Source organism: Psychrobacter frigidicola, from assembly GCF_007997305.1.
Lineage (GTDB): Bacteria > Pseudomonadota > Gammaproteobacteria > Pseudomonadales > Moraxellaceae > Psychrobacter > Psychrobacter frigidicola.
The window spans coordinates 145,285-171,239 of sequence record NZ_VORZ01000003.1 but is presented as its reverse complement, the minus strand read 5'-3'; the positions used below and the strand labels follow the sequence as shown (position 1 = coordinate 171,239).

Annotated in this window: 24 protein-coding genes; 9 read left to right on the top strand and 15 right to left on the bottom strand. The window is 42.3% G+C overall.

All coding sequences use genetic code 11. The features are described from left to right. The first annotated feature begins 28 nt into the window (after window positions 1-28). From ES754_RS09920 to ES754_RS09910, 3 genes are all read left to right on the top strand, one after another. Entirely contained in the window at window positions 29-547 is a 519-nt protein-coding gene (locus tag ES754_RS09920; RefSeq protein ID WP_147224034.1) for a hypothetical protein, read from the top strand. Window positions 548-664: 117 nt separating this feature from the next. Continuing rightward, entirely contained in the window at window positions 665-2,215 is a 1,551-nt protein-coding gene (murJ, locus tag ES754_RS09915) for a murein biosynthesis integral membrane protein MurJ (RefSeq protein ID WP_147224033.1), read from the top strand. 126 nt (window positions 2,216-2,341) lie between these two features. Continuing rightward, a complete protein-coding gene (locus ES754_RS09910) occupies window positions 2,342-2,977 on the top strand; it encodes a hypothetical protein (protein ID WP_147224032.1) in 636 nt (211 codons plus the stop codon). A gap of 33 nt (window positions 2,978-3,010) precedes the next feature. Here ES754_RS09910 and ES754_RS09905 read toward each other — a convergent pair whose 3' ends face one another. Then, window positions 3,011-3,634, bottom strand: a complete 624-nt coding sequence (locus tag ES754_RS09905; protein ID WP_147224031.1) for a GNAT family N-acetyltransferase — start codon at window positions 3,632-3,634, stop codon at window positions 3,011-3,013. A gap of 195 nt (window positions 3,635-3,829) precedes the next feature. Here ES754_RS09905 and ribF point away from each other — a divergent pair, with 195 nt between their 5' ends. Then, window positions 3,830-4,903, top strand: coding sequence for a riboflavin biosynthesis protein RibF (gene ribF, locus ES754_RS09900; RefSeq protein ID WP_147224030.1), 1,074 nt, complete (start codon window positions 3,830-3,832; stop codon window positions 4,901-4,903). A gap of 103 nt (window positions 4,904-5,006) precedes the next feature. On the opposite strand, the gene ES754_RS09895 is transcribed toward ribF, so the two are convergent. The 4 genes from ES754_RS09895 to ES754_RS09880 all read right to left on the bottom strand — a co-directional run bounded on the left by ES754_RS09895 (window position 5,007) and on the right by ES754_RS09880 (window position 9,854). After that, a complete protein-coding gene (locus ES754_RS09895) occupies window positions 5,007-5,246 on the bottom strand; it encodes a DUF2789 domain-containing protein (protein ID WP_147224029.1) in 240 nt (79 codons plus the stop codon). Window positions 5,247-5,463: 217 nt separating this feature from the next. Then, entirely contained in the window at window positions 5,464-6,447 is a 984-nt protein-coding gene (locus ES754_RS09890; RefSeq protein ID WP_147224028.1) for a malate dehydrogenase, read from the bottom strand. Between the two features lie 201 nt (window positions 6,448-6,648). Next, a complete protein-coding gene (locus ES754_RS09885; protein WP_227677817.1) occupies window positions 6,649-7,404 on the bottom strand; it encodes a T2 family ribonuclease in 756 nt (251 codons plus the stop codon). A 419-nt stretch (window positions 7,405-7,823) separates the two neighbouring features. Continuing rightward, entirely contained in the window at window positions 7,824-9,854 is a 2,031-nt protein-coding gene (locus ES754_RS09880; protein WP_170231108.1) for a lytic transglycosylase domain-containing protein, read from the bottom strand. 545 nt (window positions 9,855-10,399) lie between these two features. On the opposite strand from ES754_RS09880, the gene miaB reads away from it, so the two are divergent. Then, window positions 10,400-11,881: a tRNA (N6-isopentenyl adenosine(37)-C2)-methylthiotransferase MiaB gene (miaB, locus tag ES754_RS09875; RefSeq protein WP_147224027.1), complete on the top strand. Its 1,482-nt coding sequence runs from the start codon at window positions 10,400-10,402 to the stop codon at window positions 11,879-11,881. Window positions 11,882-11,989: 108 nt separating this feature from the next. Here miaB and ES754_RS09870 read toward each other — a convergent pair whose 3' ends face one another. The 6 genes from ES754_RS09870 to ES754_RS09845 form a co-directional block, all read right to left on the bottom strand. Then, window positions 11,990-12,205 (bottom strand): hypothetical protein, encoded by a 216-nt coding sequence (locus ES754_RS09870; RefSeq protein ID WP_147224026.1) that lies wholly within the window; start codon window positions 12,203-12,205, stop codon window positions 11,990-11,992. A gap of 144 nt (window positions 12,206-12,349) precedes the next feature. After that, window positions 12,350-13,564 (bottom strand): RtcB family protein, encoded by a 1,215-nt coding sequence (locus ES754_RS09865; RefSeq protein WP_147224025.1) that lies wholly within the window; start codon window positions 13,562-13,564, stop codon window positions 12,350-12,352. Between the two features lie 701 nt (window positions 13,565-14,265). Beyond that, window positions 14,266-15,000, bottom strand: a complete 735-nt coding sequence (locus ES754_RS09860; protein WP_147224024.1) for a LysE family translocator — start codon at window positions 14,998-15,000, stop codon at window positions 14,266-14,268. 194 nt (window positions 15,001-15,194) lie between these two features. Then, the gene (argE, locus tag ES754_RS09855; protein ID WP_147224193.1) at window positions 15,195-16,421 is read right to left on the bottom strand and encodes an acetylornithine deacetylase; all 1,227 of its coding nucleotides are present in this window, start codon (window positions 16,419-16,421) and stop codon (window positions 15,195-15,197) included. 101 nt (window positions 16,422-16,522) lie between these two features. Continuing rightward, a complete protein-coding gene (locus ES754_RS09850) occupies window positions 16,523-17,005 on the bottom strand; it encodes a nucleoside deaminase (RefSeq protein WP_147224023.1) in 483 nt (160 codons plus the stop codon). Between the two features lie 281 nt (window positions 17,006-17,286). Next, entirely contained in the window at window positions 17,287-17,940 is a 654-nt protein-coding gene (locus ES754_RS09845) for a UPF0149 family protein (protein WP_147224022.1), read from the bottom strand. A 229-nt stretch (window positions 17,941-18,169) separates the two neighbouring features. Here ES754_RS09845 and ES754_RS09840 point away from each other — a divergent pair, with 229 nt between their 5' ends. Together ES754_RS09840 and ES754_RS09835 are read left to right on the top strand one after the other, a co-directional pair. Continuing rightward, window positions 18,170-18,589 (top strand): hypothetical protein, encoded by a 420-nt coding sequence (locus tag ES754_RS09840; RefSeq protein WP_147224021.1) that lies wholly within the window; start codon window positions 18,170-18,172, stop codon window positions 18,587-18,589. A 133-nt stretch (window positions 18,590-18,722) separates the two neighbouring features. Next, complete coding sequence (locus ES754_RS09835; RefSeq protein ID WP_147224020.1) at window positions 18,723-19,181, top strand: cell division protein ZapA; 459 nt, start codon at window positions 18,723-18,725, stop codon at window positions 19,179-19,181. A gap of 24 nt (window positions 19,182-19,205) precedes the next feature. On the opposite strand, the gene ES754_RS09830 is transcribed toward ES754_RS09835, so the two are convergent. The 4 genes from ES754_RS09830 to ES754_RS09815 form a co-directional block, all read right to left on the bottom strand. Then, entirely contained in the window at window positions 19,206-19,535 is a 330-nt protein-coding gene (locus tag ES754_RS09830) for a hypothetical protein (protein WP_227677819.1), read from the bottom strand. A 312-nt stretch (window positions 19,536-19,847) separates the two neighbouring features. Continuing rightward, a complete protein-coding gene (gene glyS / locus ES754_RS09825) occupies window positions 19,848-21,941 on the bottom strand; it encodes a glycine--tRNA ligase subunit beta (protein WP_147224019.1) in 2,094 nt (697 codons plus the stop codon). Between the two features lie 9 nt (window positions 21,942-21,950). Next, window positions 21,951-22,955 carry a glycine--tRNA ligase subunit alpha gene (gene glyQ, locus ES754_RS09820; RefSeq protein WP_170231104.1) on the bottom strand — a complete coding sequence of 335 codons (1,005 nt, stop codon included), beginning with the start codon at window positions 22,953-22,955 and terminating at the stop codon, window positions 21,951-21,953. 332 nt (window positions 22,956-23,287) lie between these two features. Further along, window positions 23,288-23,500 carry a PspC domain-containing protein gene (locus ES754_RS09815; protein WP_147224018.1) on the bottom strand — a complete coding sequence of 71 codons (213 nt, stop codon included), beginning with the start codon at window positions 23,498-23,500 and terminating at the stop codon, window positions 23,288-23,290. A gap of 371 nt (window positions 23,501-23,871) precedes the next feature. Here ES754_RS09815 and nadR point away from each other — a divergent pair, with 371 nt between their 5' ends. Next, window positions 23,872-24,939: a multifunctional transcriptional regulator/nicotinamide-nucleotide adenylyltransferase/ribosylnicotinamide kinase NadR gene (nadR, locus tag ES754_RS09810; RefSeq protein ID WP_265090718.1), complete on the top strand. Its 1,068-nt coding sequence runs from the start codon at window positions 23,872-23,874 to the stop codon at window positions 24,937-24,939. Between the two features lie 156 nt (window positions 24,940-25,095). Continuing rightward, the gene (gene pnuC / locus ES754_RS09805) at window positions 25,096-25,848 is read left to right on the top strand and encodes a nicotinamide riboside transporter PnuC (RefSeq protein WP_147224016.1); all 753 of its coding nucleotides are present in this window, start codon (window positions 25,096-25,098) and stop codon (window positions 25,846-25,848) included. Window positions 25,849-25,955 lie beyond the last annotated feature (107 nt).

Below are 25,955 nucleotides of genomic sequence, written 5' to 3'. Positions count from 1 at the left end.
CATTCAATTTGTATAAATTAGGAAAGCCATGACTTGGATTGATGTAGTCGATTCAGCAGTAAAGATAGGTTTGGGTGCGTTGATAGCGGGCGTTATTGCTTTTTTATTATCTTCAACACAACACCGTAATGAGCTTCAAAAAGTGAAAGTAGAACGTGAGTTTGGAATGCTAAAAGAAGTCGCAGAGAAAGCTGAAAGCTTTAATCAAACCGCTTTGAAATATTGGTCACTTTCTTCTGACTGGAGACGAAGATTAGCGATTGACTCCTCTATGGAAAAGCCTAGCGAGTTATCTATAGCTCAAAACGAATTTTTTGATAGTTTTAAGGAACTCACTAAAGCAGAATCCTTATTACTTCTTTTTGGATATAGCAATGCATCACTTAAAGTGAGAGATTATGGTGAATCGATTATAGATTTTTATAACCGAGTTAAGAATATAGATATACCCTTCAATAGCATTGACGCAGCTAACTATAGAAAGTCTATGATTGACAAACGCTCCGAACTTTTTATTTTATTGAATGAAATTTATAAGACTATTTAAAATCAGTACGCTCATCATTTCCACATCCAATCCATTTATATGTGCTGTGAAAATGCTATAATCCGACAGTTTTTTTGACCCAGTACATTAATAGACAAATTAGCAAAATAGGTTCTCATGGCAAAAAGTCGGTTATTTCGTTCAACGATGGTGGTCAGTAGCATGACCATGTTGTCCCGTATTTTGGGGCTGGTGCGTGACATCGTATTGTTAGGGGTGTTTGGCGCAGGTGGATTGATGGATGCCTTTTTGGTCGCCTTTAAAATCCCCAACTTTTTGCGCAGATTGTTTGCTGAGGGGGCATTTAGTCAAGCGTTTGTACCCGTTTTATCAGAGTACAAAGAAAAATATAGTTTGCAAGAAGTACAAATTTTAGTCAGTCGTACTTCAGGCGCATTACTACTCATTCTATCGATGCTAACGGTAGTCGTTATTCTCATGGCGCCGTGGGTGGTGACTTTATTTGCCCCGGGCTTTGCTAATCAGCCCGATAAATTTGCCATTACCGCAGAATTATTACGACTCACTTTTCCTTATTTATTGTTTATTTCCATGACCGCCTTTGCCAGTGGCATCCTGCAAAGTTACGGACGATTCGCCGCGCCTGCCTTTGCGCCAGTATTATTAAACCTATGTATGATTGGCGCAGCACTAGTTTTTGCACCGATGTTCGAGACGCCTATTATGGCGCTCGGCTATGCAGTCGCTATCGCTGGATTATTACAATTATTAATTCAACTACCGCAGTTGTCCAAACAAAAACTACTGGTTCTACCCAGAATCGACTTTCAGCATGAAGGCGTTAGACGTATTTTAAAACTGATGTTGCCGGCTATCTTTGGGGTGTCGGTTACGCAGATTAACTTGTTGCTGAATACTATATTTGCCTCACTCATGATTGGCGGCTCGGTCTCTTGGTTATATGCTGCTGAGCGGATGAGTGAGCTGCCACTAGGATTAATTGGTGTGGCCATTGGTACGGTTATTTTACCAAGCCTATCAAAAAGCCAAGCCCAACAAGACGATATCACCTTTAGAAAAACGATTGATTGGGCAACCAGACTGATTGTGGTGGTCGGACTGCCCGCCGCTGCCGCATTATTTATGCTCTCTGACGTACTGATGCAAGCATTATTCTTACGCGGTGAGTTTACTTTAAGGGACGCGCAAATGAGCTCGCTGGCGCTACGCAGTATGGCAGGCGGTATCTTAGGTTTTATGCTGATTAAAGTATTTGCCCCTGCTTTTTTTGCCCGTCAAGATATCAGAACCCCGGTAAAAATCGGGATTATCTCCGTCTTTGCCAATATGGTGTTTAGCGTAATCTTTATTGGTATCTTTTACTTTTTTGATATTCCCTTGCATGGTGGTTTGGCGCTTGCCACTACCGGCGCCTCCTTTGTCAATGCCGGCTTATTGTATTATTTTTTACACAAACGCGATATTTTCCGCTTTGGTAGCCACTGGAAAAAGCTGTTTGCCCAGTTTGGTATTGCTACCAGTGCTATGGTTGCTGTCCTTTATGTCATGCTGCCCTATTTTCCTACCAACGAGGCACAGTGGCAACGCTTGATTGCACTATTGATTATGTGTGGCGTTGGCGCAGCCGTATATGGTGCGGTATTATTAGCCAGTGGCTTCCGTCCACATCAGCTTAAGCATGGTTAAGCGTATTATATTAAATTAGTTAATCATTACTAAACAGACACAAGCCTGAATGAATGACGGACTATGAATGGCATTAAAAATAGCCATAATTGAACATCGATGACTATAAAAATTTTGAGGTTTACTATGAAAGCTAGACAGTTGAGTTTGCAAAAACTACCGATGGTAATCGCTACTGGCGTATTGAGCGCAGGTTTACTGTTAAGTGGTTGCAGTAATAGCGATAATAACGAAGCCAATAACAGTACTAATGACGACACTCCTGCAACCAAAGTTACGACTGAAGACAGCAGCAAGGTTGATGAGACTCAAAATTTAGAGTCAGACACTGCTACTGATTTGGTCATTGCTAAGAACAACGAGGATGATACTAAAGTAGCGACCGATGGCGAGACCGTAAGTAAGACTATCAGCCCTATCGCAGCAGCGACTAAGCAGCCAAGTTTGCTCACCAACCCGACGCAAGCGGGCAGCGCAGAAGATACCGTCAAGTTGGCTTTGGATACTTTATATTATGGCGACATCGAAAAAGCAGCGACCTATTACCAAGTAGATATGGAAGACTTCGCTGAAGAGTTAAAAAATACTCAATTTGCTTTCCAGCAAACCGTTGAGGCAGTCACTATTACCAATACTAAATACAATAGTGATAAAACTCGCGCTACAGTTACTGGCGAGCTAATGCTCAAAGGCCAAGACCAGCCGGCACCTTTAACGTATGAGCTCCAAAAGATAGCGGGTAAATGGAAGATTTTAGGGTAAACAGATAAGGCTAAAAACCAGCTTCGCTCTTTTTTAACTGGTAGCTGCAACAGCTTTACCCAACATGATCACATCTGCCGTGAAACCTTGCATGTCACAAACTTGCGGCATATATCCCCACTGCTCAAAACCAAGCTTCGTAAATAAACCTAAACTGGGCTTATTGTGCGCAAAAATTAGCGCGACAACATTACGAATACCTAGGCTTGGGGCTTGCGTTAGCATCCAGCGTGATAATAAGCTACCCAGCCCTTGGCCACGATAGTCATGATGCAGATAAATACTAATTTCACTACTAATATGATAAGCCGTACGCGCATATAAATCGCTAAAACTGCCCCATGCGACGATTACTGATGTCGCATGGTTTTTATCAGCAGTAGAATCCTTATTTTTAAGCGCTTTGACCACATAAATGGGCCGCGTTAAGCTATCTAGATGCTCAGCAAACCAAGCGGCACGCTCATCAATAGTCACTGCTTCTAAATTAGCAGTCGCTTGCTTACCAGCAACACTTTGATTATAAATGCTTAAAATTTCTGACAAATCATTACTACCTGCACACTGAACCATAAACTGGTCAGTAAGCTTCGTATACTCAACTTTAACCTCATCAAGCACTGTATTAATAGCAGAAGCACAATTGACATTAGACATAGCTGCTCTCATGATTAGAGTTGTATGGGTAGTGATTCATTATTAATGGTTAGTCGTTAATGTTGCGTCCTAATAACGAGTCTTTAATGATGTTAGCAGTGCTATTTTACTTTATAATGACTGGCTTTATACACCTCAACCTTCACTATTGACGTGTTTTTTCGTTTCTCATTTGGTCGTGTCGTATACAAATCTATGAAAACCTATTTTCTCGAGCACCTGATTGCGCCGTCGAACGTATTAGCTAACGCGTCATCTAACGATGCCAGTGGCACTCCAAGTGCAATTGAGCTGACCCCTTGCGTGCTCACGATTGGCAACTTTGACGGGGTGCATTTAGGTCATCAAGCGATGCTCGAACAAGTCCGGCAGCTAGCCAATGTGCATAAAATAAGTTCGGCAGTCATGATATTTGAACCCCAGCCGCGCGAATTTTTTGCGCCAGCGACGGCTCCTGCGCGCCTGACTAATTTTGCAGAAAAAAAAGCGTTGCTTGCAGAGTATGGTGTTGAGACTTTAATCGTAGCAAGCTTTGATAGCGACTTTCGTACATTGTCAGCCCAAGCCTTCGCTGACCTGCTGGCGCAGCGCTTAAACGTCCAAGCATTAGTACTGGGTGATGATTTTCGCTTTGGTCACGATCGTACCGGTGACAGTCAATTTTTGCGTGATTATGGCTTGCATGTCACCAATCTGCATACCGTCACTGACCACAGCGCAAATGATGAGCGTATTAGCTCAACACGTATTCGTAACTTGCTATTAGCAGGGGATATTAATGCGGCAAATCAATTGCTCGGGCGCCATTATGCCAATACTGGCCTAGTAGTTGGTGGTGATAAAATTGGTCGTACGATGGACTTTCCAACGGCTAATATTGATTTAGCACGTCTAAAACCTGCTCTGCACGGAATTTTTGCTGTCGATGTTGTGCTTTTGGATGAGCAAGGACAAGTTATACCTAATGGTCTCATAGAGCTTGCAACCGAAGACGCGATTGGCGTTGCAGGTCTGCGGCCGCACAGCTTATTCGGTACGGCTAATATTGGTACCAGACCCTCAGTGGATAAAGGTCATGACTGGCGCTTAGAGGTACACTTCCCTTGCTTCAAAGCTGATTTATATGGTCAGACTTTACAAGTGCGCTTTTTGCATTTCTTACATGGTGAGCGTCACTATGACAGCTTAGAGGCGTTAAAAACTGGCATCCATAAAGATGTACAGGACTTGCTTGATTGGCGCTTACAACAGTCTGATATAAAATATTAGGTCTGATATGGATCGTTGATTTACTAAACAAAGAACCCACAAGCACAAATGCTGTGGGTTTTTTGTTTAGTAGCTTTATTGTTTTTAAATATTAAATCGACAACTAAGCCTGTGGATGCAAACGCACGTTTAAGTCGTCAATCACTTCGACCCAAGCAGCATCTTTTTCCCATTCTTCTTGTAAGAACATGCGCTGATTGTCATTCCAGATATCAGACTCTATTAATTTTTCTTCTTTGGTCAGTTGGTTTTTCTCAACAAATTCGTCAATAGCTTCGTCTGAACTATCTAAGCCTAACTGCGCAAATAATTCGTTCATATTATATTCAGGTTCGCCTAACATTATTGTTCTCCTTGAGAGTTTGGTTGTCGTGTCAGCTATCTATTTGATGTTTTATATCTGACATTTTAAGTACACCTTCATTGTAGCAAGTCAATTCTTAAAAGCTGTTATGCAACGTTACCAGTTATGTTAACAGCAAAAAGATAAAATTTAAGATAAAAAAAGCTCTCCAATTAAAGAGAGCTTTTTTATACTAGACGTTGAGCAACTTATCTAGTTATGGCAGTAGATGTGATACCGCATCACGCTCTTCATTAAGCTCTTGCTCAGTCGCTGCCATCTTCTCTTTTGAGAAGTCCGATGACACATCAACGCCATCAACAATTGCCCAATCGCCATCTTTACAAGTACATGGGAATGAGTAAATTAAACCTTTAGAGATGCCGTATTCGCCATTAGAGTAAACACCCATAGAAACCCAATCGTTATCTTCAGTACCCATGACCCACGTACGTACATGTGCAATAGCGGCATTCGCAGCAGAGGCTGCAGAAGAGGCGCCACGTGCTTTAATGATAGCCGCACCACGTTTTTGTACTTCTGGAATATACGTGTTTTCGTACCAATCACGATCGACTAAATCTAGAGCTGGCTTGCCATTAACCGTACAAGCCGTCAAATCAGGATACTGAGTGGACGAATGGTTGCCCCAGATGATCATTTTTTTCACATCATTGACAGTACTTTCTGTTTTTTCTGCCAACTGCGCGATACCGCGGTTGTGATCTAAACGAGTCATTGCTGTAAAGTTACGTGGATCTAGATCTGGTGCATTACGCTGAGCAATAACCGCGTTGGTATTAGCAGGGTTACCGACAACTAATACTTTAACATCACGGCTTGCAACGTCATTCAATGCTTTACCTTGCGCTGAGAAAATCGCCGCGTTGGCCTCTAGCAAGTCTTTACGCTCCATACCTGGGCCACGCGGTCGTGAACCTACTAATAAGGCATAATCAACGTCTTTAAAGGCAACTGTAGCATCATCAGTTTGGACGATATCTGTTAACAAAGGAAATGCACAGTCTTGTAATTCCATAACCACACCCTTTAGGGCGTCAAGTGCTGGGGTAATTTCAAGTAAATTCAAAATAACTGGCTGATCTTTACCTAGCATCTCACCAGATGCAATACGAAATAACATTGCATAGCTGATATTACCAGCGGCACCAGTCACGGCAACACGTACAGGCTGTTTCATAGAATATTCCCTAATTGATTATTAGATAATTCATGATTATCATTGTAGATATCGACTTGCTAGATGAAGAATAGCAGTCATGAACCGATAGTTAGTGTAGCACTTCGTTTGGTAAACCGTCTAGACTCAATCCAGTCAATACAGCGCTGGCTCTATCCGATATTGTTACATTTTATACCGATACAGTCTGTCTCAAGTAAGTCATTTACCACCTGAAATAATAAAGTTTTTGCCACAATTATTGACCACATTATTACAGTTACTAAATTGACCGCCCTCATAACAAACGTGCACGTCGGTCAAAATAGACTGCCGACGACTGCCAGCTTGGCATATCAAGTCAATACTTGCTGGGGTCATGCCACTATTCAATCGGGTCATTTGACCAATAAAACGTGACTTAGAAACGGTGTAGCTATTACCAGTATTCAACTCATTAGGCAGCTTTAATTGACCGGCATGATTGACAATCTGACGGAAATAACTGCTGGCACTAAGTGGACTACATGCCCCATAACGTTGCCATACTTGGGAGCGGACGGTCGTGTCCGGCATAATACGGTTAACGACTTTAAGTTGCAGGGGTGTCAGTCGTGGCTCACTACCACGCCCGCAACGCGCGCCATACCCTAAATCCAAGCCTGATACGGTTAGCGAATAGCCCTCTAAACATTGACGCATACGCGCACGCGAAGGCTGTAAGTTACATAATGCTGGCGTCATCTCGATCATCAGCACCTGCTGACCCACTCGCGCTATACTTGCTGCTTGCGTGGGTAATATCATAACCCCTTGAGCTAATAATACACCGGCAAGGTTACAAGCTAAACGTCGATTATTACTATGGCTTTTGACACTCAGACTCTCTGATAGCAGGAATTCTGGCGCATGCGGCTGCACAGCTAGCTCACGTTTAGAACGCGCAGGTAAGGACGAGCTGAGATATTTTTTTATCATAAGTAACAAGGTATCTAGCAGTTATTAAAAGTGAGAATAGGTTAAGAATATAGTGTTTAAAAGTAGAATAAAATAAACAGACTAAATAGCTTATAAATAGAGTGGAATAGCAAGTTGCTCAGAACTTAGGATAAGTGCTGGATACCACCTTAGGTTATGGTAACAATACTGTTTTTTTAATCTATAGCAAAATCGTAAACTTAGCATAAGTATTGCTGTGTTTATGACGATGTTAAGGATGTTAAAGTGATTTCAATTGTCTTAAATAATGATTAGTAAACGCCGTTGAATGAGGTATAAAAAAATAAGCCATGAGTAGGTTACGGCTAATGACTTATTTTTTGTTCTTCTTGCTTAGTATTCTATAGCATCATCACTAAGGATGATGGTTTGATAAAAACATCTATTAGTGAAGACTGTTAAAACGCTGCCGGAATCGTACCCATACGCTGACTGATAGATTGAGGGCGACCGAGTAAGCTGCTATAAATAGTCGCATTTTCCATCACATGCTTAACATAATTGCGAGTTTCACCGTAGGCAATCGATTCAACATATTGATCAGCGGCCAGTGAGCCATAAGTAGGCTGCCAGCGCTTGGCTTTATTAGGGCCTGCGTTATAACCAGCAGTTGCGAGTACGGGCTGATAGTTTAGCTTGGCTAAGATGTCACTCATATACCATGTGCCATAACGGATATTGGTATCGCCGCTATTGGCGCGCGTTGCGCTATATGACTCGCCTAAATTACGGGCGATATATTTTGCAGTATCGGGCATAATCTGCATCAAACCGCTAGCACCCACATTAGAGCGGGCTGAGGTCACAAATCGGCTTTCTTGACGCATAATGCCATACGCCCACGCAGGATCAATACCGGCGGTTTGACTATAACGTACAACCTCACTTTGATGTGGCATTGGGTGTGATAACGACAAAACAGTCGCTTTATCAGTATTGTCAGCAGCATAAACTGCGCGATCAAGCCAACCCATATCATGTGCTTGACGAGCGGCGGCAATGATTAAATTATCATCACGATTATCACGTGCCTGCTTCACCGCCCAGTTCCACTCACGGTTGGCATCATTGCGGTTGGCGTCGGCATTATATAGCGCGAAGGCACGAGAAAAATGCGGGTTTTGCATGACGCGAGCGCGATCAGCGTTACTGACATTTGGTAAATTGGTGCCCAAACGACTGGCATCAAACCTTTGACCGATTTTATCTTTTGCCATTAACCCATAGTATTCGTTACTGTTAGCCAGATACTGATACATTTTTTTGGCAGTATTACGCTTACTACTATCGTTTGATTGCTCATAAGCACGCGCTAACCAATATTGCCACTGCTTCGACCTTTGAATCTCGTCATCCATTCTAGAGATGGCTTCAACCACATCATCCCAACGACTAAATCGAATCGCAGCTTTGGCATACTCTTCGGCTTCTTCTTGATTAAAATCATTATCTAGGCTGTTACGGAACCAGTTAACAGCTTCGATATCAAAGCCATCATCCGTGTTAAAACCCATCCTCTTGATCCCAAGAATGCGATAAGCATAACGGCGCGTGTCCTCATTCAATAATGGTCTGGCGCGCTGATTGTCTTGTTTAATATCATACTCTACTTGCTGCCCCGCCTCACGGTAGGACTTATCAGCAATACGACCGATAGCGTACAAATATAGATATTGATTGGCTTGGCTTGCGGGTTGGTTGCCAAAACGACTGATAAAGGCGTTTGGATTAAGCTGAATCTCACTAAGTGCCGAATAAGCAATGGGCGTGCCAAGGCGTGATGACAGTGCCATAATATCGCCGGTATTACCTTTACGTAGCATACGCTTAAGACGCGCTGTCCGATCCTGATTACTAATCAGCGGATTATTATTCATCTCAGTTGCGAGTTGGTCGCACAATGCAGGTTGCTTCGTGGTATTGAGCCAAACGTCTGTCTTTTGTGCCAGCGCACGCATGGTATCGCCACCATGATTGAACCCAAGCGCAATGGCACAGCTTTCACTACGATCGGGATTGGTAACTAAGTTTGCAACCTGACGCACCGATGCATAGTCGCCCGATGCCGCTTTAGTTTCCGCAAAATCAGCCACTAGCTTTTCAGTCATCACTGACTTTGGATATTGACGGACAAACTGCGATACGGCTGCTGCGCTTTGCGTATTTAAATCTAGATTCATCCGCCAATAAGTCGGATACATGGCAAATAAGCCGCCACTCATTTGCTGCTCATAGCCATATAAGGCATTGACATCACCACGACTCGCGGCTTGCGCTGCAGCGTTAAAGGAGTTAATGCTACTATCCTGCTGATAACCACCATAAGGAGCAGGTTGCGCACAGGCCACCTGCGATACCCCAAGGGCACTCATTGCTGCCACTACACTAAAGGCACCGACTCGTAGTGAGTGTCCTTTGCCGCGGGCCATGTTCATACCATTACAATGCTTTGGTGGCTGGCTTATATATTTAAGTGTACCGGTGAGGTTCTCGTGAATGGCGCTACTAGAATGAGGGTTGCGGGCGGCAGCAGGCTGCTTTGTCATACTTACTCTCTTTATTATCTCAATGTTTATTGAATATTCGTGCTTTTTAACAGTCTTTTAATATTAATATATTCTTACGCACTATGTGATGTTCATCATACTATATTCGGTTAGCTATCAACTACTGCCCTTACCATTTATCAATAAAGATGACAGTGCGGTGTAACACAATAGTGATATAACAAACAATCTGACTAAAATTTAATCCTATTATCCTCTTATGATAGCTATAAATGGTTCGTAATAGATGAAGCGTCTTAAATAAGCAAGATAAGTAATTGATAATATTATAGATATCTTTCACAATTACAGCCAACCCTGTATCGTTACTTTTCACATTAGCTATTGATTATGATAAAATACACCACCATTAATGCGCTTGCGCCATTATAATTTATTGCCTTATTTTAAAATCATGGATTTTGCTTATGAGTGTTACCGTATTTGACCCCCGTATTGAGACGGCTACCAACACGTCTGCTGTCAATGTACTCGTAGCACCACCGTCTGCCCAAGCACCAACAGAGGCATCAACATCCACAATAAAAAAAGTATTTATCGCCACTCAAGGTTGTCAGATGAATGTCTACGACTCTGACAAAATGCTCGATGTGCTCGGTGATTCGCACGGTATGCAAGTGACGCATAATATCGACGAAGCTGATGTACTGCTCATGAATACTTGCTCTATTCGCGAAAAAGCACAAGAAAAAGTATTTTCAGAGCTGGGTCGCTGGCGCAAACTAAAAGAGAAACGTCCCGACTTAGTAATAGGTGTCGGTGGCTGTGTGGCCTCGCAAGAAGGCGATAATATTCAAAAGCGCGCCCCTTATGTCGACATGGTCTTCGGTCCTCAGACCTTGCACCGTTTGCCAGAGCTGTACGACCAATCAAATCAGCAACGTGATATCGCACCCAAGAATCGTATTGGTACCATTGATATCTCTTTCCCTAGTATCGAAAAGTTCGATTTCTTGCCAGAGCCAAAAGTCGATGGGTTTAAAGCTTTTGTCTCGATTATGGAAGGCTGCTCAAAATATTGCTCATTCTGCGTGGTGCCTTATACCCGCGGCGAAGAGTTATCGCGTCCACTTGATGATGTATTAGCCGAGATTGACAGTTTAGCAGCGCAAGGGGTACGTGAGATTAATCTATTGGGTCAAAACGTCAACGGCTATCGCGGCGAAAAAGATGACGGCAGTATTTGCCGCTTTGCTGAGCTATTACATTACGTCTCGCACGTCGATGGTGTTGAGCGTATTCGCTACACTACCAGCCATCCGCTAGAATTTACCGATGATATTATCGATGCTTATGCGCAATTGCCAGAGCTGGTCTCGCATCTACATCTGCCGGTACAAAGTGGCTCCAATGCGATATTGGCGGCGATGAAACGTAACCATACCATTGATGTCTATACCACTCAAATCGAAAAGCTAAAAGCAGTACGCCCAGACATTCATTTATCTAGCGACTTTATTATTGGCTTCCCCGGTGAGACCGATGCTGATTTTCAAGACACATTAAACTTGGCAAAAGACTTAAACTTTGATCATTCTTATAGCTTTATCTATTCTAAACGTCCGGGTACGCCGGCCTCAGAACTGCCCGATGATGTGAGCTTTGCCACCAAAAAAGCACGCTTGGCAGAATTCCAACAGGTGATTATCGACTCAACACTACAAAAGTCGCATGACATGGTTGGCACTACCGCCCGTGTGTTGGTTGAGCAAATTGCCAATCGCCATCTAGATTGTTTAATTGGTACGGCGGACAATACCCGCACGGTGATGTTCCCTTATGATGAAGATAAAATGGACGAGCTACTGGGCAAAATCGTCAATGTCCGTATCACTGATTTTGTCAGCCCGCATATGGTAAAAGGTGAGCTAATCGAAGTGCTTGCTTGACATTTCCAGAAATGATTTTGAGTAAATAAGAAAAGCCGTTCACTATCTATAGCAGTGAACGGCTTTTTTATGGGTGAATATTTAATACTTAATATCTAATGTTTACCGTTACTCTGACAACCAATCTGTCTGCCGCAAATTTTGCTTAGTCTCACGGCGACGTTGTTTACGCACAATATCGATATCTTCTTTTTCATGAATACCACCTTTTCTCAGTAATGGATTCAGTGCCAAATAATTGCGCGGTTTGACTGCGCCTAGTGATTGCTGCTCTAACTGGCGTTCAATCTGTTTGGCTTGCTTAAGGGTTTCTTTTAAGCTCATGATTTTACCTATACTTCTAATATTTTATCTAATTTATAATGTTACTGCTTGCAAAAATCACCTTAGCGAGAAAGACGAGTACAAATTGTACCGCTAGTACATTAAACCAGTCTGACAGCGCTAAGGTGATTTGCAGGTTTGCTATTAGCCTTTAACACACATGACTTGCTTCAGCGTATGCACCACTTCTACTAAGTCAGCTTGATTGGCCATTACTTCATCAATGTCTTTATACGCACCCGGAATCTCATCAAGAACACTTTTGTCTTTGCGACATTCAACGCCCTCAGTCTGCGCTTTTAGCTCATCAACGGTAAAGGTGCGCCCCGCTTTACTGCGGCTCATGCGTCGCCCTGCCCCATGGGAGCACGAGCAAAACGATTGGCTGTCTCCAAGGCCGCGCACAATAAAGGACTTTGCACCCATAGAACCGGGGATAATCCCTAGCTCATCGACATAAGCACTAATCGCGCCTTTGCGGGTGACATAAACCTGTTCACCAAAATGCACTTCTTCATTCACATAGTTATGATGACAATTAATCGCTTCTTTGGTCAGCTGAAAAGTGGGCAACCCTGCTTGTGGCGACTGTAACGCTTGGATAACCAAACGCATCATCTCGCGGCGGTTCTCTAGCGCATAGTCTTGCGCCCATTCGACCGCCTCAATATAGTCAGCAAAGCTAGCCGAGCCTTCAGCAAAATAAGCCAAATCACGGTCAGGCACATGGCCAAAGCGCGATTGACGCTCCTTTTTAGCCAAACTAATAAAGTAGCGGCCAATACAATTGCCAATGCCGCGACTGCCTGAATGCAGCATCACCCAGACATCATTATTCTCATCTAAACATAGCTCGATAAAGTGATTACCACCGCCCAGCGTGCCTAATTGCTTCGCCCAAGTACGCTCAAAACCTTTCAGCATCTTTAATAGACCTGGATGCTTATCAGTGATGGGCTGTAAACGTTTGGCCAGCGGGTCCAGGGTCGACATTTTAACTTTAATTTGCTTATGCATATTAAAACCAACGGGAACTTGCTGCTCGACTACTTGCCTTATAGTCCGTAAGCTATCGGGCAAATCGCTAGCCGTTAATGACAGGCGAACTGCATTCATACCGCAACCAATATCGACCCCGACTGCCGCTGGAATAATGGCTGATTTAGTAGGAATCACGCTGCCTACTGTCGCGCCAATGCCAACATGTACGTCAGGCATCACGGCAATATGAGAGTGCACAAACTCCAACTGCGCCAAATTGCGCAGTTGTTGCAACGCCCCTTGGTCTATATCAGTGGTATAAATCTTAATTGGCACACCATGTTTGCCATTTTCATTTAAAGTTAATTGAATACTCATTAATTATTTTTCCAATTTTAATTCTTTATATATATTTTATGACTATATATTTAATTTATAATTACCAATTTTAGACAATATTTATCTATACTAATTTAATAAGATTAAAAATTAATATTAATAAAAAAAGGCAATAGAATACCGTTATCATTATTAAAATCTATTCAAAGAAATCAATAATAATGTATCACTATTTTTTGGACGTTATAAGGAGTTGAGAGATTATGAGCATGATGCGATAGATAAATAATATCCACGCAGTAGTTTCTAGTACTACCGGAGATATAATGTAGTGCAGTTGACTTAATAGGGTATAGTAAAGCGGATAGGTATAGAGGTTAGTACTGAAGTATTGACTCATAGCTGCTATAAGTGCTTAGCCCAACCTGTTCGAGGTCATTACTGCTGTCATCGTATTCACGGTCTCAATCTTTAACAACGTCTTAGTATTTGGGTGTGACATAATAATTTCTCCATAGGTTGTGGCTCATCACCAATGATTGACGATAGCAGATTTAATAGGATATGCTAAATGACTAAAACCATTTAACGTTAATTGATAATATGTGATTATAATAACGGTTTAAAACACAATGTCAATATTTTTTATTTAATCAATATTATTTTTAGATAAATATTTCTTATTAACACTCTATCGTAATTTATTTTTTAATATTAAATTAATTATTTTTAAACTATTCTTATAAACTCATAACACTACTAGAAACTTCAATTAGTAACGCTGCTGCAATAAGTATAAAAATAACCCCACAACCACGATTAAGCCAAGCTAAGCGCTCACCAACATCTAGCCAGCCCGATAGTTTTTTGCCACCAAGAGTATAAATGAGCTGCCAAATGGTTTCACTTAAATACAGTCCTAAAGTTAAAGCGATATATTGCGGCCATAACGGTAGATTAAAATTAATAAATTTTGGGAAGAAAGCGGCAAAAAATAAAATCGCTTTTGGATTTGATAAAGCGACCCAAACACCTGTACGAAATAGGATAAAATCATTAGGGACGGCCTTAACTGCGGCACTAGATAACGAGCGCGGTGCTGGTGTGTTATTAATAGCTTTCATATCCGGATAGCTGGAGTCAATTTCTGCGCTCATCGCTTGGGCATCGGTCATCAAGCTGCCGCTATCACCCGCATTACGCCATGAGCTGACCCCTAAATAAAGTAAATATAAGCCGCCAACTGCCTTAATTAAAGTTAACAACCACGGGGACTGGCGACTAATAACGTCTAGTCCCAGCAATGTTGATAGCAGCAAAATAAATAACCCGACGCTGAGACCTGCCAGCGTCCATAGCGTGCGCTTTACGCCATAATTAAGACCATACTGAAATGCCAGCAGCATGTTGGGGCCTGGGGTGGCCGATATAAAAAACGTACTTGCAAAAAATACCGCAAACAGATGCCAAGACATCAACCAACCCCTAAATTATCGTTTAAAAATGTTTAAGTTAAAATATTGCGATTCTAAAACTCTTTTCTTTAAATAAAGAACACCGCCATAAAGACGGTGTATTTTATACTAATTAAGATTAAAAATATTTTACGATTGCCAAGCTCACAGCATTAATCGGTACTCTACAATAGCAGCGCTTTAACAACAGCCGCCTAACAGCAACTGTCTAGCAGACGCTGTAAAAAACTATCGCAACGTTCAAGCTCATTCAGCTCCACATACTCATCGGCTTTGTGCGCTTGCTCAATACTACCGGGACCGCAAATTATGGTAGGGATACCAGCATTGGTAAACTGCCCGCCTTCAGTAGCGTAGGCAACTTTATGGCGTTTATTATCACTGGTGAGCGCGGCTATCAGTTGTTGGAGCTCGGCGCTATCACTATCGGTCATTGCTGGCACACCAACTTCTTGCAGTAACTCAATACCAGTCTCTGGCGCACGCGCTTGCATCTGGGCGCTAAGCTCAGCTACTTTTGCTTGAATAGGCGCGAGAATATCCTCTTGAGTCATATGCGGAAGATTACGATAATCAAAAGTAAACTCACACAGATTAGGAACGATATTAGTCGCCGTACCGCCTTGAATGGTTCCTATGGATAGCGTTGAATAAGGCACATCAAACAGCGCATCACCATCGTGACGGACACTTAATTCTTGAGCCAAATCATCAACAAAATCTACCATCCGGCTGGCATAGCTGATGGCATTGACGCCTTGCGTGGTCAGTGACGAATGCGCAGATTTGCCATGGACGCGGCAGCGATAAACCGCAATGCCTTTATGCGCGACAACCATGGTCATATTAGTAGGCTCACCAACGATACAATAATCAGGGGTGATACCTCGCGCCTTTAAATCTGCCAAGATTAATGGTGCTCCTAAGCAGCCGACTTCTTCATCAAACGATAATGCTAAATGTAATGGACGCTTTAATTGGCCACTTTTAGACAACTCAGCGGCACGAGGTAATAGCGTTAATGCGCAGGCAATAAAGCCTTTCATATCGCAAGCTCCGCGCCCATACAGACGCGAGCCCCGAATAGTGGCGGTAAACGGCTCAGACGTCCAATCTTGCCCATCAACAGGCACCACATCGGTATGACCTGACAGCACTAAACCATTATTAACTATACCGCCCGCTTTGCCCGCTGGTACAGTGACAAATAAATTGGCTTTGTCTTGCGCCTCATTAAAGGTCAAATCTACCAGCAAGCCCAGCTGCTCACAATAAGTCTTCACATCTTTAATCAGCGCTAAGTTGGAATGACGACTGACCGTATCAAAAGCAATCAACCGCGTTAGCCAATCAATACTTTGCTCAGGATAAGAAGTAACAATACTAGGCTCATTATCGTTATGGCTGCTATCGTTAAGCATATAGTTATTATAACTATGCTTGCTATTATATGGAGGCATTGGATATCCTTATCGTATAAAAACGATATTAAAAGTCACTGTAACGACATTAGCTATAATCTTTAGGCTTGTTGCTGGGCACGGCGTTGCAACTCTTTTACTTCCTCATCAAAGCCAGTAATGGGGCCTTCAACGGGTACATTAGGAGCCACTTCTTGAATGGCTAGCGCCTTAATCGGTGAGGTAGATTCTACGCCCATCTCAGCCATCCACTCACCCAATTGCTTGGATGAGCTGATATAAACAATGCGTCCTAAGCCTGCCCAAGCATGAGCCGCTGAACACATCGCGCAATGCTCTCCTGAAGTATAAACCACGGCTTTGGCGCGCTCTTCAGCAGTCATGTTTTTTGCTGCCCAGCGCGCGACTGCAATCTCAGGATGATAAGTGGCATCAACCGTATTGGCGCGGTTACGGTCTTCGTTCAGCACAGTACCTTTACTATCAACCAGTACGCTACCAAAAGGCTCGTCACCTGCCTCTAAAGCTTCAGTTGCCAGCTCAATACAGCGGCGCAAATATTGTTTATCATTGTTATTTATCATAATTTATTTTCCCTATTATTTTATTTTTATAGCTTTGAGGCTAGTTATATTATCAACGGTGTTTTTTCATTTATAACATTTATGTATAGCACTCACTACTGTAGACATTAATACGGCGACTCGCTATGCTATTAGTGGATAAGCCAATCACTAGCATATAAATTAATTAGTGATATTCATAAATAAACCAGTCGCCGTATTACTAATGAAACTTACTAAATATAGCCAAGCTTTTAAGATTATATTTATGATCAGTTGTTTTTTAAAAAAAGTGACACTAATTAAGAAGGATTGTTTTGGTTCATCACATTAACCACTGGCGGTATAGGTTTTGGTAATTTACCTTCTGCTTGCAGCTCTTTAGTAGTTTTAGCATCCATCGAGAGTCCTGCAATCAATGCCAAGTCTTTCACCGTTTTACGCTGACGCGTAGCAAAACTAACCGGCACCATACGTGCAAACTCGTAAATATAAAGATAAGACTCTTCGCCGCCCTCGTATTCTTCATCGTCTTCTAAACGAATACCACCGATTTTTGCCAAATCTGTGAGCATCTCGTTTTCTTCAGCCGTCAAACGACAATCAGTAATACCAAAGCCAGTCATAAAACCATTAGACCACTGCTTCAATGCCATTACTCGCTCGTATAAGTCATGTTCATCATCCGGAACTAACGGGGTATAAGAATAGGCGTCGTCTTTATCTTTGAGCTGAAAGACCGTGTCTTCAGCCTCTTCAGTAAGCAAAGTTAGCGCCTCATCCGGTAGTGGCGAAAAGCTCAGCTCATTAAGTACTGTAGCCCAACCTTGCTCATCAGGTGCCTCGCAAGCTGTCATCAGGCCAGTCATAAACCCGTGTATCTCACTGACAGACACATCAGTCCATTCATCAAACGCTTTACACCAAGTGTTCCAGCCAGAAATATTGTCATTCATAAAGCTCATCCTAATAGTTAATTAGCGTATATTGTATTAATAGGCGCTTATTCATTAGCATGAGTCGCAGCCTTACAATATTATTAGGGCGGCGACTCATAAAAGTGAAAAACAAAGCGCAATAACTGCAATTACTTTGTTGATATAGATATAATGCGGTCACCTATGGCATTATTAAACGTATCTGCCAAAATTCATTCACGCACTTACTTAAGGGTAAACACTGACTATGTATGATCAACTCGAAAACCTAGAAAAAACGATACTCGACATCAAAAAAAAATATCAGCTGGTCAGTGCTGAACTCAATAGTCACAAACAGCAACCGAATACTGACCCCAAAGAGTTAGCAGCGCTCAAATCCAAGCTCGATAGTAGCTATGCCGAACGCGATACCGTCAAAAAGCAATTTAGTGAGCTTGACAAGCGTTATCAAAGCCTTGCAGAAGCCCATCATATGATAGGTGAAGATCAAGACAAACTGCAAAAACAATTGAACGATTTGCAGCAGCAAAGTAAGTCGCTACAGCAGCAGAATAACGAGCTCAAAAAGCAAAACAGTGAGTTACAAGAAAAAAATCGGCTGGCATCCGAACGTACTCAAGTCGTTTTAAATCGTCTAACGCGTATTGATCAAGTGAACGGCTAATATTTTTTGCCTAACATCTGTTACTTAAAAAACTCTATTAATGAAAAATAGCTTTTAAATACTAACGATTACATTCACTGTATTTCATAGGCCTATTATTTTATACATATTCTAATACTTTGTAGGATTTCTTATGACCAATGACCGCACTGACACAAAGAACGCTCAGACTGAAGATAATAAAACATCTGAACACAATACCAATGTCCAAACTGGACAAATACAAACGGCAACTCCTGACTTAGTCGCCGAACCAAAAATATCAGATGTTAGCCCCGAAACAACTGAAGCCGAAAAGCCGCAAATGAAGAAAGTTGATATCGTTATTGCTGGGGTTACGTATCAAATATACTGCCCTGTTAATGAGGAGGAAGAGTTGCGCTCAGCGGTGTATTACATTAACAATTTCGTCTTAGATATTAAAAAAGACGCACCAAACTTACCGCAAGAAAACCTCTTAGTACTGTGCTGCTTAAACTTATACGAAAAAATTCATTCGCAGAGTAAAATCGATGAAGACCAGCGGTATGAGACCGAAAAGTCAGTAGCGCTATTGAGTAAAATCATGCTCGATGCTCAGTCTATTTTATAAGTTGTTTAGCTACTGAATAAAGACTTAGTTTCGCGAGGAATAAGTTTTACCAGCATGGAAGTCGGCTTGGTGTTCATAATTGCAAAAGAAAAGCTCGTTATTGGCTTTTATGACGCTAGCTTTGGTAGTAGCGTCAATATCATCGACTATATTGCTAGTATCAAGATTAACAGGAGGAGTCTCAAGGACACCGCGATACTCAGCTAAGCTATGCCCACAAAAGTTACAATTGCGCGGCTCAGTGATATCGCCTTCTTGCGGCATCATGCTCTTTGGCGGGCGCGGATACATGACCTTATAAAAAATCCACATTGAAATCCAAACTATAATGATAATTATAATAATGGCAAACACGGCAGTGCTCCTTGGAATAGTGGTTAATGAACTAAAATTAATAAACTAAAATTAATAAACTTAGGTTAATGAACTTATATTAACGAGCTATGTTTAATAAACTAGAGTTAATAAGCTGAGAATATAGGATAAAGTTTACTGTAAATTGCGCCTATAGCACAATCATTGCGCAGTTTAATTACTAGCAAGCTTAACAGCTGTTATTATTTAATAAGCGCATTTGCATAAAAAAACTGGCTTTCATGTAGCCAGTTTTTTATGCAGATAAAATAAGAATGAATACCCTATAACGACAATTCTATGATTACCAACTCATAACTGTAGCTCACTGATATCTGCGACAGTCAGAAACAATGCCCGTACTTGTTTCAATAACGCTAAGCGGTTATTTTTAAGGGCGGCATCGTCACTATTAACCATCACCCCATCGAAGAACTGGGTTAACGGCTGATCTAAGCTGGCCAAAGTTTGCAATACTTGCGTGTAATTAGCTTGCGCTAATAGTGGTTGCACAGCCGTTTGTGCTTGATGTACCGCACTATACAAAGCTTGTTCAGCAGGCTCAGATAGTAGAGCCTCATCAACTTTATCAGCAACTGCTACTTCCGACTTAGCTAAAATGTTAGCTACACGCTTATTAGAATCGGCGAGTGGTTCCGCTTCTGGTAACTCACTAAAGGCTTGCACTGCACGAATACGCTGATCAAAATCAAGTGGCATATGCGGATTAATCGCTTGCACGGCCTGAATAGTATCAACGCTGACACCTTGCTCAGTATACATCGCCCGATAGCGAGAGTTTAGGAAGGCCATCACTTGGGTAAAAGTATCGCCCATCTTCGCTATTTTACTGCCATCGGTATCAGCGTAGTTCTTAATGGCTTGTTCCACTAAAGCCACTAGATTAATTGGCAACTGCTTTTCAATCAAAATACGCAAAATTCCAATAGCTGAACGGCGCAAACTAAACGGGTCTTTTGAACCTGTCGGCGCTTGGCCAATCCCAAAGATACCGACTAGCGTATCCAAGCGATCGGCCAAAGCTAAGCAGATTCCGATAGGCGTTTGCGGGAGCGCATCGCCGCTAAACTTCGGTAAATACTGCTCTTCTAAGCTGGCAGCCACGGCCTCAGGCTCACCATTAAGGCGCGCATAATACGTACCCGCAATGCCTTGCAAATCAGGATATTCACCCACTAGCGAGCTGGCCAAATCAGCTTTTGACAATATAGCAGCGCGTACTGTGTCATCAATATCAATTTGCTTGCCTTGCTGCTGCAATAAAGCCGCAATAAAGGCGGCAAGCTTGGCAATGCGCTCAGACTTCTCCCAAATAGTGCCTAGCTGATCTTGGAATACGCGCGTTTTTAGACTTTCGGTCAATGCAAATAACGGCTGCTTTTGGTCTTGCAAGAAAAAGAACTCAGCATCAGCCAAACGTGGACGCACCACTTTTTCATTGCCTTCGATGATTTGACTGGCATCTTTTGATTCGATATTAGTGATAAAGATAAAATAAGGCTGCAAAGTGCCTTCTTTATCAGTCAGACAAAAATACTTTTGATCGGCCTGCATGGTTGAAATAAGCGCTTCTTGCGGTACTTGTAAAAAGCGCGCCTCAAAGCTGGCACGCAAAGCAATGGGGAAATCGACCAAAGCGGTCACTTCATCCAATAAATCCTGCGGTACAATCGCCTTGGCATTAATCTCGTCTGCCAGTGCTTTAACTTGATGACTAATCAGGTTTTGACGCTTATCAAAATCAGCAATTACTTTTAAGCTATCTAGCAATGACTCATAGTCATTGGCATGGTTAATCGTATGATAATCAGGACTGTGGAAGCGATGGCCGCGTGTCTGCTGTCCAGTCTGATGGCCTTGAATAGTGCTATTAATCACACTGTCATCTTGCATCAGTACCGCCCACTGTACCGGACGCACAAACTCATCGCGGCTAGTACCTGAACGCATACGCTTGGCAATGGGCAAGTTATCAAGTGCGGTTTGGAATATTTGCGGTAATAGTTCAGCAGTCGCTTTGCCATGCAGGACTTGCTCGAAGCCCACATAGTCACCTTTATCGGTATTGATGGTAATCAACTCACTGGCCTCAATACCCAAACCTTTAGCAAAGCCCATTGCCGCACGTGTCGGATTACCATCGGTATCAAAGGCCGCTTTGATAGCAGGGCCACGCTTTTGCTCGCTACGGTCTGGTTGCTTATCAGAAATACCTTGAATCTGTAAGGCCAAACGGCGTGGTGCCGCAAAGGCTTTCATGCTGTCAAAGCTAATATCAGCCTCGTTTAGCTGAGCTCTAACGCTAGCTTGTAGCGCATCACGTAGATTCTTCAGACTTTTTGGCGGTAGTTCTTCACACCCCAGTTCAAACAAAATGGTAGTCATGGGATGCTCCTATTTATTATTTTTTTGGGTAGATTTATTTTTAGCAGCTTGCTTATCTTCACTAACTTCAGCATGCGCCTCTTTAGGCAAATACTTATCCAAAGCAGCTTGGCGATGCGCCTCATCAGCCAATGGGAAACCTAATTTCGCTCGGGCTTCAACATAACCCAAAGCAACCTTCCGCGATAACGTACGTACACGTAGAATAAAGCGCTGACGCTCAGTGACTGAAATAGCGCCACGAGCATCTAGTAAATTAAAAGCATGTGAGGCTTTTAGCACCATCTCATAGGCCGGTAACGGCAAACCTGCTTCCACCAACTTATCCGCTTGCTGCTCATAGAAGTCAAAGAGCTCGCCCATTTTTGGCACATCGGCATGCTCAAAGTTATAAGTGGACTGCTCTACTTCGTTTTGATGAAAGACATCGCCATAAGTGACGCGGCCAAATTCACCGTCCGCCCATACCAAATCATAAACGCTATCAACGCCTTGCACATACATTGCCAAGCGCTCAAGACCATAAGTAATCTCACCAGTAACTGGGAAGCACTCAATACCGCCGACTTGCTGGAAGTAAGTAAACTGGGTGACTTCCATGCCGTTGAGCCAAATCTCCCAACCCAGACCCCACGCGCCTAACGTTGGTGATTCCCAGTTGTCTTCAACAAAACGTACGTCATGCACTAGCGGATCAATACCAATGGCTTTTAGCGAGCCTAAATATAGCTCTTGCATATTGGGCGGATTGGGCTTGAGCACCACTTGGAACTGATAATAGTGTTGCAGACGATTGGGGTTATCACCATAGCGCCCATCAGTTGGACGGCGGGACGGCTGCACATAAGCGGCGTTCCAGCGCTCAGGCCCTAACGAGCGCAAGAAAGTAGCGGTATGAAAAGTACCGGCACCTACTTCCATATCGTAAGGTTGCAGTATTACGCAGCCCCTATCTGCCCAGTAATTTTGTAGGGTTAAAATTAAGTCTTGGAAAGTCAGCGGTTGCGATGTCATAGGAAAGTCACTGTGGAATGAAAAGGGTTAGACCAAACTTAAGCCGCGTTCAAGCGACAAGTTTGTGCAGCCTATGCGGCTACCTGTCTATTAACCTGCTTACCTTACTAAAAAACGGCTATTTTATCCATATTTACAGTAATTAAATTTATATCGTCTGCTCTTTTTATCACGTACAAAAAAAATACCCAGATGAATGAACATCTGGGTAGGAGGAAAAGTGTATTACCGGTATCCTGTTAGTCAGGCTTTTGTTTTTTATGAGCTAATATTTCTTCATTTTACTTAAATTTTTTAGTAGCTAGTGCTTAGTTTTAGTAGCTAGTGCTTAGTTATTGATAAGATTGACCAGTAGCTTTTGGCATAATAATCCATAGAACAATATAAATTAAAATACCCGGCACTGCTGCGCTTAGGGAAGATACGATAACGAATAGCAACCGCACCCACATTGGAGACCAGCCTACATATTCTGCGATACCACCCATGACACCAGCAATCATCTTATTATTATTTGAGCGATGTAACTTTGCTAATTTAGCCAAGACTCATACCTCTTTTAATTAGTCTGTTTAACTTAAGAATAAGTATAGCAAGCATATATTGATTGACTGTTGGCAAAGTAGGTGTACTTTGTGACTTTATGCTAACCAAACTTGCTTTTAGCTCTCATTAATAGTCTATAACCCCCTGATTTTAAATAATTATTTCAAAATGTTTCAGAAGTAGGCTTATTGCTCTATTATTACGGTGACGCTGCTATATGATTGCTAGCAACCCGCCCTTTTTACATCTACTTATTATAATCTTGTCACTTTTTACAATAACCTACCTGTATCAGCTCGCAAACCTTTATACCATGCTCATAGTTTATTTATAGGCTAAGTCGGCCGTCCATTCACATACGATAAAATTTATAACTCATAATATAAGGTCTATCATGGTCAATACAGGTATTATAATCGGTCATTTTGAACCACTGCATTTGGGAGAGATGCGCAGTATTTTGGCTGCTGCTGGTCAGGCAAAAATCCTACACATTATTATCACCACACATCCTGCACCACATCCTAACTTTAATATTACTTTGCAAGATAAAGCGCGTTGGCTACAGATGGCTTGTGCTGAGCTGCCATTTATCCAAATTCATACCACTGATGAAATCGCGCTACCTTTACATGAAAACTTCGATGATGTGTCAATAGATATTCCTGCCAGTAATGCTAAGCTGCAGCGCGTTATTGATGATTTGAGTTTGCCAACTGACGCCGTATTATTCATTGCTGAAAACCACCCATTGGCGCAAGACGGTACGCGTGAGCAATTAGCAATGACGGTCATCACTACCCCATTGCAACTAGAGTTCGATTCTTATGCTATCGCTTGTGACCCTATTGGCTATTGGTCAGCGATTCATCCGCAAGCGCGTGGTGACTATACTAAGACCGTGGCTATTGTCGGCGGTGAAAGCTCAGGTAAAACCACGTTAGTGCATAAGCTTGCCAACTATTATGGTGCCAGCTTTGTATTAGAGATGGGGCGGCTGTATGTAGGCACAGATTTGGGCGGTAGTGAGATTGGGCTGCAATACAGCGACTATGGCCCCATTGCCCTCAATCATGCTCAAGCGATACGCGAGGCAGCCGCTAATGCTACCGCGCCAGTAACTATCATTGATACTGACTTTGTAACCACACAAGCATTTTGTGAGGAATATGAGGGTCGTACGCATCCATTCGTTACCGCCTGTGTTGATGAGTTCCGTTTGGACCATACTATTATGCTCGATAACAATACGCCATGGGTTGCTGATGGCATGCGCTCCTTGGGTAATCCGGATGCACGTGGACGTTTTGAGCAGCGGTTATTGGCTATTTTTACTCGTCATAATATTGAACCGTATCTGATTGATAAGCCAGATTACGATGCGCGTTATCAACAAGCGGTTAGCTTTATTGACCAATATATTTATGGTAAAAAATAAAATACTCATCCTTTCTGACTTTAAAGATATATACTTAAAAAACATCTAAAAAAACTGAGTCACACTAAATTTATAATAATAACTTTGCTGTCAGCATCTTAATATAGGTAGATCTGATAGCAATTTTTTAAGTACAATTTTGAGGACAATAGAGTTATGCGCATTCAGCTACTCGATAACATCGCCGGAAAATGGTCGATGCAATGGATTGTCACGTGGTTCCTTTGCGGAGTAGCCGCCTTATCTGCAGGATTTTGGTTAACCACTGAGCACACCACTTTAGACATGTTTTATTTAGGCGTGTCCTTTATCGGCCTAATCTGTGTGGTATCGCTGTCCTTCCGCAAAAATATACTGGGTAATGGTTTCGGTATGGCAGCGACTTCAGGCGAAGTCGTGGTACAGGCGACGGCAGGTTCAGTGGGCTTAATGCTCGCGCCGCTATTTAACTTTTTTACCCACGTCTACGGGCTGTTTTATTGGTCAAAGAATACGGATGCTGATGGCGACATGATACCCAAATCGGCCAATAAATGGGTTTGGCTGATTACGGGTACCTTTATGGTTATTGGTCTGGCACTGTTTCCGACTGTCAATAACTTGCTTGCCAGCTATGGTTTTGCAGTAGTAGAAGATGACAGCAGCCTATTTTTGGGCTTTATCTCTTTCTTTTGGATTAACGTCATCGCTTTTATATTATCGATTACGGCACAAGCAGCGATGATTTTGCGCTATTCCTTTAACTGGTGGCTATGGATTATTTCAAACTTCGTATGGTTAACGGTCAACTTAATGTCAGGAAATTATATCTTTGCCATTCAAACTATGGTGTACCAAGTCAATTCATTTGTTGGATTGTATGAGTGGCACCGTAGCGAGCAGAATGCTTTAAAAGCGGCACAGGTATAAAGATAAGAATAAAACATACAGTGGCGAACTGGCCTGAATAGTGCTACAAAGGTTAATAGAGCTTTTAAATAATTGCTTCCTAATTGTTAATTTTTAATGATTCATTC

What these genes read in the sequence shown, in the direction of transcription:
- glyS (WP_147224019.1), bottom strand. Translation starts at nt 21,941, where the DNA reads ATGACTACCATTTTGTTTGAACTGGGGTGTGAAGAACTACCGCCAAAA.
- pnuC (WP_147224016.1), top strand. Translation starts at nt 25,096, where the DNA reads ATGCGCATTCAGCTACTCGATAACATCGCCGGAAAATGGTCGATGCAA.
- ES754_RS09885 (WP_227677817.1), bottom strand. Translation starts at nt 7,404, where the DNA reads ATGATAAAAAAATATCTCAGCTCGTCCTTACCTGCGCGTTCTAAACGT.
- glyQ (WP_170231104.1), bottom strand. Translation starts at nt 22,955, where the DNA reads ATGACATCGCAACCGCTGACTTTCCAAGACTTAATTTTAACCCTACAA.
- argE (WP_147224193.1), bottom strand. Translation starts at nt 16,421, where the DNA reads ATGCTTAACGATAGCAGCCATAACGATAATGAGCCTAGTATTGTTACT.
- ES754_RS09840 (WP_147224021.1), top strand. Translation starts at nt 18,170, where the DNA reads ATGTATGATCAACTCGAAAACCTAGAAAAAACGATACTCGACATCAAA.
- ES754_RS09850 (WP_147224023.1), bottom strand. Translation starts at nt 17,005, where the DNA reads ATGATAAATAACAATGATAAACAATATTTGCGCCGCTGTATTGAGCTG.
- ES754_RS09880 (WP_170231108.1), bottom strand. Translation starts at nt 9,854, where the DNA reads ATGGCCCGCGGCAAAGGACACTCACTACGAGTCGGTGCCTTTAGTGTA.
- ES754_RS09845 (WP_147224022.1), bottom strand. Translation starts at nt 17,940, where the DNA reads ATGAATGACAATATTTCTGGCTGGAACACTTGGTGTAAAGCGTTTGAT.
- ribF (WP_147224030.1), top strand. Translation starts at nt 3,830, where the DNA reads ATGAAAACCTATTTTCTCGAGCACCTGATTGCGCCGTCGAACGTATTA.
- miaB (WP_147224027.1), top strand. Translation starts at nt 10,400, where the DNA reads ATGAGTGTTACCGTATTTGACCCCCGTATTGAGACGGCTACCAACACG.
- ES754_RS09910 (WP_147224032.1), top strand. Translation starts at nt 2,342, where the DNA reads ATGAAAGCTAGACAGTTGAGTTTGCAAAAACTACCGATGGTAATCGCT.
- ES754_RS09895 (WP_147224029.1), bottom strand. Translation starts at nt 5,246, where the DNA reads ATGTTAGGCGAACCTGAATATAATATGAACGAATTATTTGCGCAGTTA.
- murJ (WP_147224033.1), top strand. Translation starts at nt 665, where the DNA reads ATGGCAAAAAGTCGGTTATTTCGTTCAACGATGGTGGTCAGTAGCATG.
- ES754_RS09890 (WP_147224028.1), bottom strand. Translation starts at nt 6,447, where the DNA reads ATGAAACAGCCTGTACGTGTTGCCGTGACTGGTGCCGCTGGTAATATC.
- ES754_RS09870 (WP_147224026.1), bottom strand. Translation starts at nt 12,205, where the DNA reads ATGAGCTTAAAAGAAACCCTTAAGCAAGCCAAACAGATTGAACGCCAG.
- ES754_RS09860 (WP_147224024.1), bottom strand. Translation starts at nt 15,000, where the DNA reads ATGTCTTGGCATCTGTTTGCGGTATTTTTTGCAAGTACGTTTTTTATA.
- ES754_RS09920 (WP_147224034.1), top strand. Translation starts at nt 29, where the DNA reads ATGACTTGGATTGATGTAGTCGATTCAGCAGTAAAGATAGGTTTGGGT.
- ES754_RS09835 (WP_147224020.1), top strand. Translation starts at nt 18,723, where the DNA reads ATGACCAATGACCGCACTGACACAAAGAACGCTCAGACTGAAGATAAT.
- ES754_RS09865 (WP_147224025.1), bottom strand. Translation starts at nt 13,564, where the DNA reads ATGAGTATTCAATTAACTTTAAATGAAAATGGCAAACATGGTGTGCCA.
- ES754_RS09905 (WP_147224031.1), bottom strand. Translation starts at nt 3,634, where the DNA reads ATGTCTAATGTCAATTGTGCTTCTGCTATTAATACAGTGCTTGATGAG.